The 16966-nt window shown below is 42.5% G+C and carries 14 protein-coding genes; 1 reads left to right on the top strand and 13 read right to left on the bottom strand.

The genetic code is table 11. The annotated features are described in order from the left end of the window. Positions 1-10 precede the first annotated feature (10 nt). A complete protein-coding gene (locus D1164_RS16220; protein WP_119350940.1) occupies positions 11-1288 on the top strand; it encodes a hypothetical protein in 1278 nt (425 codons plus the stop codon). Positions 1289-1904: 616 nt separating this feature from the next. Here the strand turns inward: D1164_RS16220 and D1164_RS16210 are convergent. From D1164_RS16210 to D1164_RS16150, 13 genes are all read right to left on the bottom strand, one after another. Further along, entirely contained in the window at positions 1905-3023 is a 1119-nt protein-coding gene (locus D1164_RS16210) for an ABC transporter permease (protein ID WP_119350938.1), read from the bottom strand. 114 nt (positions 3024-3137) lie between these two features. Then, a complete protein-coding gene (locus D1164_RS16205; protein ID WP_119350937.1) occupies positions 3138-4244 on the bottom strand; it encodes an ABC transporter permease in 1107 nt (368 codons plus the stop codon). Between the two features lie 13 nt (positions 4245-4257). Next, a complete protein-coding gene (locus tag D1164_RS16200; RefSeq protein WP_119350936.1) occupies positions 4258-4608 on the bottom strand; it encodes a four helix bundle protein in 351 nt (116 codons plus the stop codon). A gap of 92 nt (positions 4609-4700) precedes the next feature. Then, positions 4701-5420: an ABC transporter ATP-binding protein gene (locus tag D1164_RS16195; protein ID WP_119350935.1), complete on the bottom strand. Its 720-nt coding sequence runs from the start codon at positions 5418-5420 to the stop codon at positions 4701-4703. Positions 5421-5438: 18 nt separating this feature from the next. Then, complete coding sequence (locus D1164_RS16190) at positions 5439-5690, bottom strand: four helix bundle protein (RefSeq protein WP_206611036.1); 252 nt, start codon at positions 5688-5690, stop codon at positions 5439-5441. Positions 5691-5727: 37 nt separating this feature from the next. Further along, positions 5728-6645 carry an ABC transporter ATP-binding protein gene (locus tag D1164_RS16185; protein ID WP_119350934.1) on the bottom strand — a complete coding sequence of 306 codons (918 nt, stop codon included), beginning with the start codon at positions 6643-6645 and terminating at the stop codon, positions 5728-5730. Positions 6646-6859: 214 nt separating this feature from the next. Next, entirely contained in the window at positions 6860-7738 is an 879-nt protein-coding gene (locus D1164_RS16180; RefSeq protein ID WP_119350933.1) for an HlyD family secretion protein, read from the bottom strand. A 51-nt stretch (positions 7739-7789) separates the two neighbouring features. After that, complete coding sequence (locus D1164_RS16175; RefSeq protein WP_119350932.1) at positions 7790-9055, bottom strand: TolC family protein; 1266 nt, start codon at positions 9053-9055, stop codon at positions 7790-7792. Further along, positions 9052-9666, bottom strand: coding sequence for a TetR/AcrR family transcriptional regulator (locus D1164_RS16170; RefSeq protein ID WP_119350931.1), 615 nt, complete (start codon positions 9664-9666; stop codon positions 9052-9054). Before D1164_RS16170 ends, D1164_RS16175 begins: the two co-directional genes overlap by 4 nt. Positions 9667-10186: 520 nt before the next feature. Continuing rightward, a complete protein-coding gene (locus D1164_RS16165; protein ID WP_119350930.1) occupies positions 10187-11518 on the bottom strand; it encodes a citrate (Si)-synthase in 1332 nt (443 codons plus the stop codon). A 24-nt stretch (positions 11519-11542) separates the two neighbouring features. Continuing rightward, positions 11543-12805, bottom strand: a complete 1263-nt coding sequence (gene icd / locus D1164_RS16160; RefSeq protein WP_119350929.1) for an NADP-dependent isocitrate dehydrogenase — start codon at positions 12803-12805, stop codon at positions 11543-11545. Between the two features lie 127 nt (positions 12806-12932). Further along, complete coding sequence (locus D1164_RS16155) at positions 12933-14162, bottom strand: NADP-dependent isocitrate dehydrogenase (protein WP_119350928.1); 1230 nt, start codon at positions 14160-14162, stop codon at positions 12933-12935. Positions 14163-14343: 181 nt separating this feature from the next. Beyond that, a complete protein-coding gene (locus D1164_RS16150) occupies positions 14344-16566 on the bottom strand; it encodes an aconitate hydratase (protein WP_262707168.1) in 2223 nt (740 codons plus the stop codon). Between the last annotated feature and the right edge of the window lie 400 nt (positions 16567-16966).

Below are 16966 nucleotides of genomic sequence, written 5' to 3'. Positions count from 1 at the left end.
TCTACAGGAAATGAAAATTTTAATAGCAATTATTATAGCCGGTTTTGTTTCGGTATCTGCCCTGCATGCCCAGGTTTTTAAAGCCGGTGCTGCCAAACGGGTAGTTACACCGCACGAACTGCTCCCTATTTCAGGTGGTATGGGCGTTCCAGAAATGCCTGTCGGGAAAAAGGGTGACCTTTTTGTCCGGGCATTGGTATTGGAAAAAGGCGAAACGAGAGTTGCCATTGTGAGTATCGACAACCTGGGCTGGCCGGCAGTGCTGGGCGATCGTTCCCGGAAATTAATAAAGGGGATTCTGCCTGAAAATATTCTGATTGGGGCTACTCATACGCACAGCGCTCCTGATGCATATGCCTTTACCGATGAAAAAGGAAATACTGGTGCTGATTTGGAATATTTGGACTGGTGCGCCAGTCAGATGGCAGATGCCGTAAATGAAGCCATTGCAAACCTGGAACCGGCAGTATTGAAAACCGCGGTAGGCGAAGCGAAAGGTAAAATTGCGTATAACTACTATGCTCCCCGGTTATATGATCCGCGCTGCGGGGTTATTCAGTGTATTTCAGCATCCGGAAATAACAAAGGAAAAACCATTGCTACACTGGTAAACTATGCTACCCACCCCGAAATACTGGGGACCAAACGTAAACTTGTTAGTCCCGATTTGTGCGGGCCTCTGTACGAGCGGATTGAATCGAAAGCAGGCGGGGTGGCCATTTTTATGAACAGCGCACAGGGCGGGATGGTCACAGCTGATAATCGCCGTGAAAACGGAGAAGAAGCCAACGACTGGGAAGAGTGCATCCGTATCGGGTACCTGCTGGCCGACGAAGCGTTGGATATTATCAACCCAGCGGGGATACAGGAGAATCCCGAATTATTCTGCGCATCGAAAAGAATTGAATTTCCCGTTGAATCGGAGGCCATGCAGTGGGCATTGCAAAATTCCCTGCTTTTAAAAGAATCTGCTCCAACCGGGGACTTCAGCAAGATTTCTACCCGGCTCAACCTGTTAAATATTGGGAAAGCGCAGGTACTTACCATTCCCGGTGAAGCGTTACCCAATATTGGTTTTTACCTGAAACGGAATATGAAAACCAGCCAGCCCTTTTTGTTTGGCCTCACCAACGATGCCTTTGGTTATATTCTTGTGAAGGAAGATTTTAACAGTTTCGAACGATACAACTACATCAGTCGCACCTCGTTGGGTGAATTTACCGGTGAAATATATATTGACGAAGCGCTTAAAATGATACAAGAGAATCCGGGGGTTGAAAATCAATGATATTCAATGTTGAATAGTTTTTTTAGCGGAATATTGTATCCTGTATTTCACTTCCCACAGAATGAACGTGACATTTCTAACACTCCTATTTGATTTCTAAAGTCAGAACATATTAAAAATGTTAGTGGGATAAGAATATGAAGGAATAATACGAATCAAAAGTTGACATTCGCTGATTATCAAAAATTCAACCCACTCCGGGGTTGCGTCTTTACCCCGCATTGCCTTCCCCGAGCTTCGCACGGGGCTATTTTTATTTATGTCCTTCGGACATTTCTTTATCCCGAAAGGGATTAAACAATAATAGCCACGGGTAAAACCCATGGTAATGAATTGGGTATGAAAAGAACCCCGAAGTGGGTTCAATTCTTGATTTACATGAATAGATCTATTTTCCCTACCGGGGATCTTCATCTTCATAAAACCTAACTTCGGCCGGGTGATCTCCTCATGTCTTCGGAGCTTCCCGGTCTCACTAAGGTTTTATCTTAATGCCGGTTTCGATGAAAAAAGGCCATTGAGCCGCCATTTCAATGCACTTTAAAAATATCAAAAGTCCACCGGATTTTAAAAGTGACTCGTAGTTTCTCCTGTATTGTGAAAAATGAAACACTTGTTATGTGGTTTTCCGGTAGCGCCAAATGGCCAGGCTCAGGAAGGTAATTCCCAGAGCGGTCAGCGAGAGAAATTCTTCCATTAAATCGATAAATCCTGAGCCTTTGAGAATGATATTCCGCATGATTCTCATGAAGTAGGAAATAGGGTTGACCAAGTTTGCCGTTTGTGCCCAGTGCGGCATACTTTCCACCGGTGTAAAAATGCCGCCCATCAAAATAAACACAATCATAAAAAAGAAACTTACAAACATTACCTGCTGCTGGGTATCAGTAATGGTAGAAATGAATAGTCCCAGTCCAAGAACCCCTACGAGATAAACACCAGCCATTCCGAAAAGCAACCACAGACTACCAACGATGGGGAGATCAAACACCAGCCAGGCAATAAACAGTCCGAAAGCGAGGTCAAAAAGGGCAATTACCCAAAACGGAACCAGCTTACCGATGATAAACTGGTATTTTTTTACCGGCGTAACGTTAAGCTGCTCGATGGTGCCAATTTCTTTTTCGCGTACTAGGTTCATTCCCGACATAAACATTCCGATGATGGTAACCAGAATAGCCAGAATGCCAGGGGCCATGTACCATTTATAGTCGAGTTCGGTGTTGTACCAGTAGCTTTCTGCCATTTTTATTTCTGTGGGCGGTGTAAATTCAGGAATCCCTTTCCATTCGGCCACCAGGTTTCTGTTAAAGTGACCAATAATTCGCGATGAGTAAGCATAAATCAGTTGTGCGGTGTTTCCATCGATAGCATTTACCAGCAGTTGCAACCGGGCTTTGTCATCGCGGATGAGGCTGCGTTCCATGTTGGCAGGAATTACCAGAATAGCATCAGCGTCGTCGCTTAAAAGCATTTCTTCACCAAGAGTTTCATCGGGTACCGCAAAGGCGAGGTGATAGAACGGAATGGCATCGAATTTGGCAATCAGCTCCCGTGATGTTTCGGACAGGTCTTTGTCAACCACCACCATGTCGATTTTTTTCATGTCGAATGTGGCAGCAAAAACCAGGACCAGCATTTGTATCAATGGCACCGCAAAAATCATAGGCAACATGGTTTTGTTCCGGAATATCTGCCGGAATTCTTTTTGAAGTATGTATATTATCGTTTTCATAGACGAATGCTTCCCGCTTTTATTTCAAGTTATTTTTACCAGACGTTTGTCGCTTGAGACTATTCTTTAATGCTAAATTCTTCACAATTTTATTTTATTACTTACAGCTATTGGCTACTCCAATCTTATCTTAAACTTTTTCACACTCAACACAATGAAAAATAGAGTCATTCCAATCAGAATCAGGGTCTCCTTCCACACAAAAAGAATTCCCACACCTTTGAGCATAATACCGCGGACGATGGTGATAAAGTACCTGGCCGGCATAATGTGGCTGAGCCACTGTAAAACTTCCGGCATATTTTTAATAGGAAAAATGAATCCGGATAAAATGATAGTGGGGAGCATCAGTCCAACCATCGAAATAAACATGGCTGTCATTTGGTTTTTAGCAGCGGTGGAAATGAGAATTCCCAGGCAGAGGGCCATCATAATAAACAGAATGGTTTCCAGCATCAGCAGGATAAAACTACCGGAAATGGGTACACCAAAAACAAGATTGCCGATAAGAACAATTACAAAAGCATTGGCGATAGACAGCAGCAGATAAGGCAGTACTTTGCCGATAATAATTTGTCCCGGTTTGAGGGGTGATACCAGCAGTATTTCCATGGTTCCGAGTTCTTTTTCCCGGGTGATGGAAATGGAAGTCATCATGGCGGAAATGAGCATTAAAATAAGCGCCATTACCCCCGGCACAAACATATAGGCGCTTTTCATTTCTTCGTTAAAGTACATGCGAACTTCAGATTGAATTTGCAAGGGCATTTCCAGGTTGGGGTGCATCTTTTTTACATAGTCGTTGATAATTCCGCTGGTGTATGAAACCACCAGCCGGGCGGTATTTGGATCGGATGCGTCTGCAATGAGTTGCACATCTGCTTTGCCTTCTTTGGTTAGTTTTTCGCTGAAATTACTTCCAAACACGACCACTTCCTTTACCTTCCCTTTTCTGAAAATCGCATCGATATCATTGGTGTTTTCCAGGTTTTTATCAAGTATAAAATATCCTGACGACAGCAGTTTATTGGTAATTTCCTGTGTTGTAACATCTTTCGACTGGTCGTATATGGCAATGTGTACGTCCCGGATTTCACTTTTTATCACTGTCCCGAAAATCAGTAGCTGGGCAATGGGAATCCCGAACAAAATCAGCATGGTTCGCGGGTCGCGAAAAATGTGGAAGAATTCTTTTTTTATAAAAGAGAGTAACTGAGTCATTAGTCGTTAGTAGTTAGATCATACTTTTTTGCAATCCGGTTATCATTTTTTGAATTTCATCCAGTTCTGAATATAAGTTGTCAAAATTGAATTGATTTAAAAATCCAAGTTCTTTAGAAATGATTAATTGTGTTTCCAATTCAAATGAAGATCCTCTGGCAATGTCCAGAAAATGAGAAAATTCCTTTTTGCCTCCTCTACCCGCACCTTCTGCAATATTTGAAGGAATAGAAACAGCACATCTTCTGATTTGTGAAACAATTCCATACATTTCTTCTTTTGGAAAATTTGATGTGCGAGAATAAATCTTTGTTACAAGTTGAATTGCTTTTTGCCATACTTTTAATTCTTTAAATTTGTTCATGATACTTGATTTAAGTTTAACATTTCAGCTATTTGAGATGAATCTTACTTCTGAATCTTTCCTACTCACTACTCACTACTTGTTACTAGCAGCTATCTTGCTATTTGTAAAAACACTTCGTCCATATTGCTGGCCTGGTACTTTTCTTTCAGCTTTGCCGGGGTATCAAGCGCTTCTATTTTTCCGGCATCCATAATCGAAACGCGGTCGCAGTATTCGGCTTCGTCCATATAATGGGTCGTTACAAATACCGTAATACCATTGTTGGCTGCTTCGTAAATGAGGTCCCAAAACTTTCGGCGTGTTACAGGGTCAACACCGCCGGTGGGTTCATCAAGAAATACGATTTTGGGATCATGAAAAATAGCTACCGAAAAAGCCAGTTTCTGTTTCCATCCCAATGGAAGTCCTGCAATTAGTTTTCCGCGGGCTTCTCCCATTCCCAGTTTTTTCAGCAGTTCGGCTTCTTTTTCTTTTCTTTTTTTTGCTGAAATCCCATAAATTCCTGCATAAAGCTGAATGTTTTCCGAAACGGTCAAATCTTCATACAATGAAAATTTCTGGCTCATATACCCGATGTTTTTTTTGATTTTTTCCGTCTCTCGGTAAATATCAAATCCAGCTACATTCACGTCGCCCGAAGTGGGAGAGGAGAGTCCGCATAAAATGCGGATAGCCGTTGTTTTGCCGGCGCCATTTGCCCCAAGGAACCCAAAAATTTCACCTTTATGCACATCAAACGTGAGGTGGTCGTTGGCCATGAAGTTTCCGAATTTTTTAACCAGGTTTTTTACTGCAATAATAGTTTCCATGATGAGTCAGTGATCAGTTTACAGAATCTTGCTGCTACCGAATTTTTCCGGATTCAAAATCATAAAATGTATCAGCTTGCATGGCAAAGTACTTTGGATAATTCCGCTTTCGATACGCTTCTGCACATTGCTACAGGTTGGCCACGACGATCTCCGCATCAGGCCCGTGAGTGAATATGTTTCCTCTTTCAGAAATTTTTTTGAAATCTCATAAACTTCCATTACAAGGCTGAATGCTTTCCTGTATACATGCAAATCTCTATAATCCATATTAATTTGTCTTTACGTTTTATTTTGTCAACTCTTCTTACTCACTGCTCACTGCCTGCTCCTGCATACTCATGAACACATCCTCAATTCCAGGCGGAATCTCTTCCACCAATACATTTTTGTGATTTAGTTTTTCGAGGTAAATATCCAGTTCTGTCGTTTCCACATTATCCTCAATACCTGTGAAGTGGGCATACTGCCCGAATGCAAATACAGACTCTGCCTTTTTAAATGCCCGCAAATCATTAATTAACCGGTACATTTCGTCGGAACGGGCCCGGATGATTTTTCGCGGGAATTTTTCGGTAATCCGCCGGGGCGAATCCACGTCCAGTATTTTCCCTTTCTGAATCAGGGCCACCCGGTCGCAAAGGGTGGCTTCGTCCATGTAAGGTGTTGAAACCAGGATGGTAATTTCTTTTTTTTGCAGTTTTTTCAGCATCTCCCAGAATTCTTTTCTTGAAACTGCATCTACACCCGTGGTTGGCTCATCAAGCACCAGGATTTTAGGTTTGTGAATGAGTGCACAAGACAACGCCAGTTTTTGCTTCATCCCGCCTGAAAGTTTCCCGGCACGCCGCGTTTTGAACGGTTCAATCTGGTAATAAATGTCGCGGATGAGGTCGTAGTTTTTTTCTACTGTAGTTCCGAAAACTGTGGCGAAGAAGTTCAGGTTTTCCTCCACGCTCAAATCCTGGTATAATGAAAACCGTCCGGGCATGTAACCCACAATATGCCTTATCTTTTTGAAATCCTTTATCACATCAAATCCGTTCATTTTAGCCTCACCAGTGTCCGGAAGGAGCAGGGTCATCAGAATCCGCATCAGCGTGGTTTTTCCTGCCCCGTCAGGGCCAATCAGTCCAAACAGTTCCCCTTCATTTACTTGAAGTGTGATTTCCTTTAGCGCCTGAACATCCTCGTAGGATTTTGATATTTGACTAATTTCTATCATTTAGTGATTTATTTTGCTGCAAGTTGAATACAATGAGCGTTTGATTTGGTTCAGGGGAGAGTATTTCTGAGATGTTATAATTCTCCATTGAAATCCTTTCTTGTTGATATGTAGATCTCTAAAAACCATCGTGATACTTTTGCCATTAAGTTACTGTCAACCTATACACTGATTACCGTTTACTGAATACTGTCTACTAAATACTGTAGGCTTGCTACCAGCTAATCTCACCCGGCATTCCGATTTTCAGTGTGCCGTCGTTTTTAACCGCTACTTTCACTGCATACACAAGTTTTACCCGTTCTTCCTTTGTTTGAATGATTTTGGGCGTAAACTCCGCTTCCGGCGAAATCCAGGTTACCTTTCCCCGGAGTGTCTGGTTCTCAGTGGCCGTTTTGTCGATAAGAACGTCCACCTGCTGCCCGATTTTAATGTGGGGAAGTTGTGCCCCGCTTACGTAAACTTTGAGTATCAGTTCCTCCAGATTTGCCATTTTGAAGAGCGGTTTACCGGGTGTTGCCAGTTCACCCTGTTCAATATATGTTTCCAGAATAGTTCCGTTCGCGGGAGATTTTATCGTACAGCGTCTCAGTAAGTCTTCAGTGGTTTCTTTTTGGGTTTCCAGCACATCCAGTTCCCTGTTCACAGATGTAAATTGTGTTTTGGTACTTTCAATCTGTTTTTCAATAACATTGATTTGCCCGGTAATGTCGTCCAGTTGTTTTTGGGTTGCCGCCTGATCCTTTACCATTCGGGCTATTCTTTTTTCATTGGTTCTCAGGTTTTTTATCTGTTCCTCGAAAACCACAACCTGCGACTGAATGGCCTGACGTTTGGCAACAATTGCCGCTTTTTGTGCTTCAATCTGCTTCAGTTTCAGGTTCCATTGAACTGTGTCTGTTATCAACGCCACAAAGCCTGCATCGACTTTCCCCCCCTTTTCAATATTTAGCTGAAGGATTTTTCCCGACGATTCGGAAGAAACGATGACCGGATCGGCTTCAAAATTTCCATAAGCATCCGATTTTTCATCGTTGTTATTACAGCTAAAAAATAAAACTGCCAGCGCTGCGACAAATAAATTTTTTCTCATAGTTTCTTGTTTTTTTGTTTTCTGAATACATGGACTGTCCGTTTAAACTGCCTACTGCACACCTTTTCCTTTAATGAGGTTGTATTTCTCTTTTGCTTCATTCAGTTGAATCCGGTGTAGTTCGGCATTGAGTTTCGCAATGGTTTCTGCCTGCACATCCTGAATGTAGTCTGTTGTTGTAATGGTTTCGTTTTCAAGCTTTGAGGCGGATGATTGGGCAATTTCAGTACGTAGGGTTACCATTCTTGAATCTGTTTTCAATAGTTCTTCCAGTTTTCCAATTTGTTCGTTTTGTTGTGCCAGCAACAGGCTTATATTTTGATTGAATGTTTCTTCCTGTTTTGAAATCATTTCCGATTGCAGCCGGAGTACCTGTTTTTGCCGGCTGGTTTTTTTCCAGTCGAAAGCATTCCATGAAACCCCAAGCCCAACCACATAGTAGGCGTCAAAGTTTTCATTTAACATGTTTAAACCGGGGCGTCCGTAGCCTGCCTGCCCAAAGCCAAATATCTTTGGATTACGACTTTTGGTCAGTAAGTCGTTTTGCTTTTCCAATGTTGTTTTTTGAGCTTCAAAAAGCTCCAGTTCAGGACGCGAAAGTTGACTCTGTGCGTTTATTTGTGTTGTATTATATTTTAATTCTGTGCTTTTGTCAATGGTTATTCCGGTCAGAATAGAGAGCATTTGGATGGCTGTTCTTTTCCCCGCTTCCAACTGCAGTTCATTTTGTTCCAGGTTCAGTATTTCTGCCTCCAGTACCAGTACAGACGTTTTTTCCAGCATCTGGTTTTCGACACCCGACTGAACGGCTTTTAGTTTTTCCAGCAATACTTTTTTCTGGGCGGCTAAAACCTCTTTTTGTTTATCCATGGCAAGCGCGGTAAAAAAAGCCTGGGAAACCTGTTCATTTAATTTATACAATTCTACCTCCACCTGGCAGAGAGTGCTTTGCAAAACAGCCTCTTCCATTTTGGCGCTTGCTGCCGTAATACCGCCATCCCAAATACTTTGTTTCAGCTCGGCGTATGCTTTATATTGATCATTTGAAACCGACGGAATTGAAATCCCCGGCATGGAAATGTCCACTTTGGTAACATCAGACTGATAGGTGGCCTGCCCATTTAGCATTACCTGCGGCAGGTAATTGGTCTGAATGTTTTCCATTTTTAGGGATGTTATTTCCTGCCAAATTTCCACCTGTTTCAGGTTGGGGTAATTCTCACGCGCCCAGGTATAGCAGTCATCAAGAGAAACCGCAGGCTGGGCAAAAATGGTTGTGACATTCAAAAGTAAAATTAGCAGCAGTACTGTTTTCATTTTATCAGAATTGAATTTAGAATGAATTCTTTCACTGTTTTTTTTCTTTCGAGAAGAAAATCGTTGTAGGCTTTATTGTCATTTTCAAAAAACATTATTTTCATGAGAGGTTTGGCCGCAACCGGGAAAATACTCAGGGCAAGCATGTTGATTAATAAATCTTTTGGGTTGGCTTTGCGGATTTTGCCTGCTTCTATTTCCCTCTCAAACATGCCGAAAATTTCCTGTGGTTTTACCCCCGAACTTTTTATTACCGAAGCCAGGAATTCAGGATCGCGATGAATTTCTTTTAAAATGAAGGAAGGTAGAAATGGATTTTTTATCAGCAGTTCGATGTATTTGTCGATGAAAGTCCCCAGTTTTTCTTCGAAGGGAAGATCGGAGTTTATCAATGTGTTGATGTTGGGAAAAACCTGGCGAAATACTTTTCTGAAAATAGCTTCGAACAACTTTTCCTTTGTCCGGAAATAGTAGTGAAGCAGCGCTTTGTTGATCCCAGCTTCGTTTGCAATTTCCTGCATCCGTGCACCATCCATTCCTTTGTGTGTGAAAACCTTTTTTGCGGCATTCAAAATTTTTTCCTCGGTATTGTCTTTCTTTATTTCAGTCATTATCCAATAAATTATTTAGTGCTTCATTTTATTCTTTCTCTCAGGAAGATGTGGAAAATTAAATTTTAACCATTCGATTTAACCATGCGGTCAAAAGTATGGTAAATAAAATTATTGGCCAAACATTTTAACTGAAAAGTTTAACCTTTTGGTTAAAATGCGATTTGATTCTTATATTATCGGGCTGCTAATTTATAGGGAAAACCAGTGGTTTGATATCGATAAATGATTGATAGAGAGAAGAAAATGAATTCCAAATGATGATTAAGATTAAACAATCACTTGTATTATTTTTTTGTAGGGTGCGTTTAATCTTTGATGTTAGATGAAATGCATTTTGGGGTATGTTCCAAATTTGGAGGAAGGATATATTTACAGAAGGAGTTAAATGAGTTGGCGGAATTATTTCTTTTTACTTGAAATTCTGATTTTGATCTCCGCAGCCAAAGTCAGATGTATTTCAATGTATTGAAAGATAATTCCGCCAACAGGCTAATAAATTAAGTACGGTATATATTCATCAGCATTTTTTTTCAGTTCCTTCATTTTCTTTATCTACCTGGTCACGAAACCATTGGAGTGGGTGAGAGGTAGGCCGCTCAATAGGCATTCCGTAAACACGGTCATTTACAAGCGACGCAAGTACACCCAATGCCCTTGAAACTCCAAATAAAACAGTGTAGAAAGTATATTCCTTAATTCCGTAGTGATAAAGCAGCGAACCACTGAAAGCATCCACGTTCGGCCACGGGTTTTTAATTTTGCCGATGCTCGAAAGAATGGGTGGTACTACGCGGTACAACTGATTCACAAGATTTATCATGAAATCGTCTTTAATGTATTTATCGGCGAATTCCTGCTGGGCTGTAAACCGCGGGTCGGTTTTGCGCAGTACGGCATGCCCGTATCCCGGTATCACACGGCCTTCTTCCAGTGTTTGTTTAATATAGGCTGCTACCTGTTCGTCGGTAGGCGTATCCGTATCAAGGTCTTCAATCATCTGGAACATCCAGTGAATAACATCCTGGTTGGCAAAGCCATGTAACGGTCCGGCCAGACCAGTCATCGCAGCGGCGTAAGCATAGTAAGGATTACTTAATGCCGAACCTACGAGGTGGGCGGTATGTGCAGAAACATTTCCTCCTTCGTGGTCAGCATGAATTACCATGTAAAGACGAAATAACCGGCGGATGTCTTCGGAGTCGAATCCCATCATGTGTGCCAGGTTTCCGGCCCAGTCGAGACGTGGGTTGGGCTCAATATGTTGTTCATTGTAAAAATTGCGCCTGTAAATGTATGCTGCAATATGCGGTAACCGGGCAATCAGGTTCATTACATCTTCGTACGTCGAATCCCAGAAATATTTTTTGTTTACTCCTGCACGGTAAGCCTTTTGGAAGATGGATTCAGTAGCCAACGATAAAATGGCAGCACTGAATTGTGTCATCGGCCGCGAATTTTTTGGCATGGCATCAATAACGTCGAAAACATGCTGCGGTACATGCGCCCGGGTGGCAAAATCTTTCGACAGGTTATTCACATCATCCTGCGTGGGAATCTCCCCAATCAGCATTAAATAAAAAAGACCTTCTGGTAAAGGTTCTCCTTCCGGAGAAATTTTAGGCAGCTTCTCCCGCAGCTCCGGGATAGAGTATCCTTTAAACCGAATGCCTTCGTTGGGGTCTAGTTTCGAAGTGTCGGTTACCAATAACGGGATGCCTTTCATTCCTGAAAACACCTGTCCCAAAGTAACCTTTGCTATGACTTTATCAGCGTGTTCATTTTTTATCCGCTGAAATTCTTTGGAGCATTTACTTGCTTTTTGAAAAAACCGGTACTTAATGTATTCCATTTCTTTATGTTTTTTAGTTTTTTATCAATGAATGTTTTTAATTATCTCATCTGCAAAAGCTGAAGTGGTGAGCAGTCTGGCTCCCTCCATCTGCGCATAAAGGTCAGATGTAACTTTACGTTTGGCAAACACGTGCTCCATAGCATCGTAAACGTGCTCAGCTGCTTCGTACCATCCCATATATTCGAGCATCATTACGGCGGAAAGGATAAGCGAACTGGGGTTTGCTTTTCCGGAACCTGCAATATCCGGAGCTGTACCATGGGTTGCTTCGAAAATTGCGTAGCCATTCATGAAGTTGATATTGGCTCCGGGCGAGATTCCTATGCCGCCAACCATTGCTGCCAACTGATCGGAAATGTAGTCACCGTTCAGGTTCATCGTGGCAATTACCGAATGATCATAAGGCTTTAAAAGCGATTCCTGCAAAAAGGCATCGGTTATAACATCTTTTATAATAACCTTTCCTTCTTTTTGCGCGTTCTCCAGAGCGCTTTCTGCATCAAGACGGCCTTTTTCCGTTTTTATTTTTTCGAATTGCCTCCATGTGAAGGTTTTTTCAGCAAAATCACTTTCGGCCAGGTCGTATCCCCAGTTTTTGAAAGCTCCTTCTGTAAATTTCATGATGTTTCCCTTGTGCACCAGCGTAACAGAAGGCAATCCTCTTTGGATTGCATATTTAATGGCAGCCCGGATTAACCTTTCAGAACCTTCTTTTGACACTGGTTTAATACCAAAAGATGAAGATTCGGGGAATCGGATTTTGTCTACCCCCATTTCTTTTACAAGGAAATCACACAGTTTCTGAGCATCCAACTCGCCGGCCATGTATTCTATTCCTGCATAAATATCTTCCGTGTTTTCGCGGAAAATATGCATGTCCACCAGCGACGGATACCGGATAGGCGAGGGGACTCCTTTAAACCAGCGTACCGGACGGAGACATACGAACAGGTCGAGGGATTGTCGCAGTGCTACATTAAGTGAGCGGATTCCTTCACCTACGGGCGTTTGCAACGGCCCTTTTATTCCCACGAGATATTCTTTAAAAGCATTGATCGTTTCATCCGGAAGGTAATTCCCGGTTTTTCGAAAGGCTTTGTCACCAGCCAGAACTTCTTTCCAGGTAATTTTACGGCTTTTTCCGTAAGCTTTCACCACTGCGGCATCAACTACCTTTTGGGAAGGGCCGGTAATATCCCGCCCAATACCGTCTCCTTCAATGAATGGAATGACCGGATTGTCGGGTACCTGTAGCTTTCCGTTTATGTTTTTTATTTTATCCATTTTTCATCTGTTTACAATTGTTCTTTTTTAATGGTAACAGATGCCTGCCCGCCCATGTAGGAAGGCAGGGAATTTTCATAAAAATCATAACCATGCTTTTGCGTAAATATATTTATGCATGATCGTTTCATACGCCGAGTTTCTTTTGCAGATTTTGATCCAATGCTTCCAGGAATCCCTGAGTGGTAAGGTAATGTTCTTCTTTCAGACCTTTACCATGAATGATAAGCGCCAGATCCTTTGTCATTTTTCCAGATTCTACGGTTTCTATACACACTTGTTCCAGTGTATTGGCAAAATTGATGAGATCTTCATTTTCATCTAGTTTCCCCCTGAATTCGAGGCCACGTGTCCACGCAAAAATGGAGGCAATGGGGTTGGTTGATGTGGGATTTCCCTTTTGGTGCTGTCGGAAGTGGCGCGTAACGGTTCCGTGAGCCGCTTCGGCTTCCATCGTTTTGCCGTCAGGAGTAACCAGCGTTGAAGTCATCAGTCCCAACGAACCGAAACCCTGTGCTACGGTGTCGCTCTGCACATCTCCGTCGTAGTTTTTGCAGGCCCACACAAAGCCCCCTTCCCATTTCAATGCAGCGGCCACCATGTCATCAATCAGACGGTGTTCGTAAGTAATCCCAACTTCTTCAAACTTGTCTTTGTATTCGTTCTCGTAAATTTCCTGGAAAATATCTTTAAAACGGCCATCATATTTTTTCAGAATCGTATTTTTTGTCGACATGTAAAGCGGCCATTTTTTTAGAATGGCCTGGTTCATGCAGGAACGTGCAAAACCGCGGATAGACTCGTCGGTATTGTACATCGCCATTGCCACGCCATCTCCTTCAAAATGATACACTTCGTGTGAAATAGGTTCGCTGCCATCGTCAGGAGTGTATGTGATGGTCAGTTTACCTTTGCCTTTGGTCACAAAGTCTGTAGCACGATACTGGTCTCCAAAAGCATGCCTCCCGATACAAATCGGTTGCTTCCAGCCCGGCACTAAACGGGGAATATTTTTGATGAGAATGGGTTCACGAAAAACCGTTCCTCCCAAAATATTACGGATAGTACCATTGGGTGATTTCCACATGTGTTTCAACCCGAATTCTTCCAGGCGCACTTCGTCGGGGGTAATGGTGGCGCATTTTACACCCACACCGTATTTTTGTATGGCGTGTGCGGCGTCAACCGTAACCTGATCGTCCGTTGCATCCCGGTGCTCCATACCCAAATCGAAATATTTTAATTCGATATCAAGGTAAGGTAAGATCAGCTTTTGTTTAATAAAATCCCAGATTACCCGGGTCATCTCGTCTCCGTCGAGTTCTACCACAGGATTTTGAACTTTGATTTTTTGCATGAAACTATTTTTTATTTTTTACATATTATAATTCTTTGTTGAGCTACGCCCGTCTTTGCCTGTCAATTAAGGGAGGTAAGAATCAGGTACAGTTCGACTCTATATAAAAAGGTCAGTCCTGTAATTTTTGTAAATAAAAATTCGGGATTGTCATTTTGCCGGAATGAAATCCCGGCTGTATTCAAATATTTTGTTTTCTAATCAGATTCAGGGCTGATCCGGCCTTAAACCATTCAATTTGCTGCGCATTATATGTGTGGTTCAATTTGATGGCATCTTTGGAACCATCTGCATGAACGACTTCAACTGTAAGTTGTTTTTCCGGAGCAAATGACTCTAAGTCAACAAAATTGAATGTGTCATTTTCCTGAATCAGATCATAATCCGCTTCATTGGCGAAGGTAAGCCCAAGCATTCCCTGCTTTTTCAGGTTTGTTTCATGAATGCGCGCAAATGATTTTACAATCACAGCCTTCACACCAAGATGCCGGGGCTCCATTGCAGCATGCTCGCGGGAAGAACCTTCTCCATAATTATGATCGCCCACAATGACTGTGGGAATATTGTTCGCCTTATAGTCGCGCTGAACCGCAGGCACTTCACCATATTCCCCTGTAAGTTGGTTTTTTACTTTATTGCTTTCATTATTGAAAGCGTTTACAGCACCTATGAGCAGATTATTCGAAATATTGTCTAAGTGTCCCCGGAAACGAAGCCATGGTCCGGCCATCGAAATGTGGTCGGTAGTACATTTCCCAAGAGCTTTGATGAGCAGTTTGGCCCCACTTATATTTTTACCGTTCCATGCGGCAAAAGGCTCAAGCAATTGTAACCTTTTTGAGTCAGGCTCAACCGAAACATTAACCTGGGACCCGTCTTTGGCCGGAGCCTGATAACCGGCATCTTTTACTTCAAACCCGTTTACAGGTAATTCAAAACCCGTTGGGGGATCAAGTTTTACTTTTTCTCCTTTATCGTTAACAAGCGTATCTTCTATCGGGTTAAAATCAAGCCTTCCGGAAATTGCCAGGGCAGTAACCAGCTCAGGCGACGTTACAAACGCATGGGTATTTGGATTGCCATCGTTTCTTTTTGAGAAGTTCCGGTTGAATGAATGTACAATGGTGTTCTTCTCGTTTTTTTCGGCACCAGGCCGCGCCCATTGTCCGATACACGGACCACAGGCATTGGCAAATACTTTACCACCCATTTGTTCAAAAGTATTGATATATCCGTCGCGTTCGATGGTATAACGCACTTGTTCGGACCCGGGAGTAATGGTAAACTCTGATTTAACTTTCAATCCTTTGTCAACTGCCTGTTTGGCAATAGACGATGCACGTGAAATATCTTCGTAAGATGAATTTGTACAACTTCCGATGAGTCCTACCGAAACATCAAGAGGCCAGCCGTTCTTTTCTGCTACTTTTTTCATTTCAGAAACCGGGGTTGCCAGGTCGGGGGTAAATGGTCCGTTAATATGTGGTTCCAGTTCAGAGAGATTAATCTCTATTAACTGGTCATAATATTTTTCAGGGTTTTCATAAACTTCCGGGTCGGGAGAAAGAACATCTTTCAATTCTTTGGCCATTTCAGCTACTTCCGCCCTGCCGGTAGCTTGCAGGTAACGTTCCATGCTGTCGTCATAAGCAAAAATACTGGTGGTGGCTCCCACCTCGGCTCCCATATTACATATGGTACCTTTTCCGGTGGCCGAAAGTGATTCAGCTCCTTCACCAAAGTACTCTACAATGGCTCCTGTACCTCCTTTTACTGTGAGAATACCGGCCACTTTCAGTATAATATCTTTTGGGGCGGTCCAGCCATTCAGCTTTCCGGTAAGTTTAACTCCAATCAGCTTGGGCATTTTCAGTTCCCAGGGCATCCCGGCCATTACATCTACTGCATCGGCTCCACCCACACCAATGGCTATCATTCCCAATCCTCCGGCATTCGGAGTGTGCGAGTCGGTACCAATCATCATTCCTCCGGGAAAAGCATAATTCTCCAGTACAACCTGGTGAATAATTCCGGCGCCGGGTTTCCAGAATCCGATACCATATTTATTCGAAACTGATTCTAAAAAATCAAACACTTCCCTGTTTACATTGAATGAGGTGCTGAGGTCTGTTTTACCATCAATATGCGCCTGAATCAGGTGGTCGCAATGTACCGTGGATGGAACTGATGTAGTCTCCTTTCCCGAATTCATAAACTGAAGCAGCGCCATCTGGGCGGTGGCATCCTGCATGGCAACACGGTCCGGGGCAAAATCAACATAGTCTTTCCCACGTCCAAATGTCTCCAGTGTTTGAGTCTCAAACAGATGGGCATATAAAATCTTTTCCGCGTATGTAAGGGGTCGTTTCAATTTTTTTTTGGCTTTTTCTACCCGATTGGGCATTTGCTCATAAACTTTTTTAATTAAGTCCGCATCAAACATGTTTATATATTTTTTTTTATGAATTTTACCTTACCTAAAAATCTCACAAAAATTAACAATAAAAATCAGCAAAAGTTCCAATCTTTGAATAGTTTTTTTTTGGCGAGTTCAAATATAGAAAAAAAATGACGAATGTCAGTTTTTCTGGCTTTCAGGGGAAGTCTGAGTTATGCTGCAAATTGGTTTGTGGTCAGAAAAAAGCAAATTAAAAAAGGGAAAGTAACCTGAATTACTCTCCCTTTTCGTAGCGAGAGGCGGTCCTGTTTGAAGAGGTCAACACCCTACTGAAGACCATTGACCAGAAAATCAACGCTCAGCACCAAAAGCTGGAAGATGCTGCCACCAAAGCAGACCTTACAAG

Source organism: Mariniphaga sediminis (assembly GCF_003573545.1).
Lineage (GTDB): Bacteria > Bacteroidota > Bacteroidia > Bacteroidales > Prolixibacteraceae > Mariniphaga > Mariniphaga sediminis.
The sequence above is the reverse complement of the archived record's forward strand: the minus strand, read 5'-3'. Positions and strand labels throughout refer to the sequence as shown.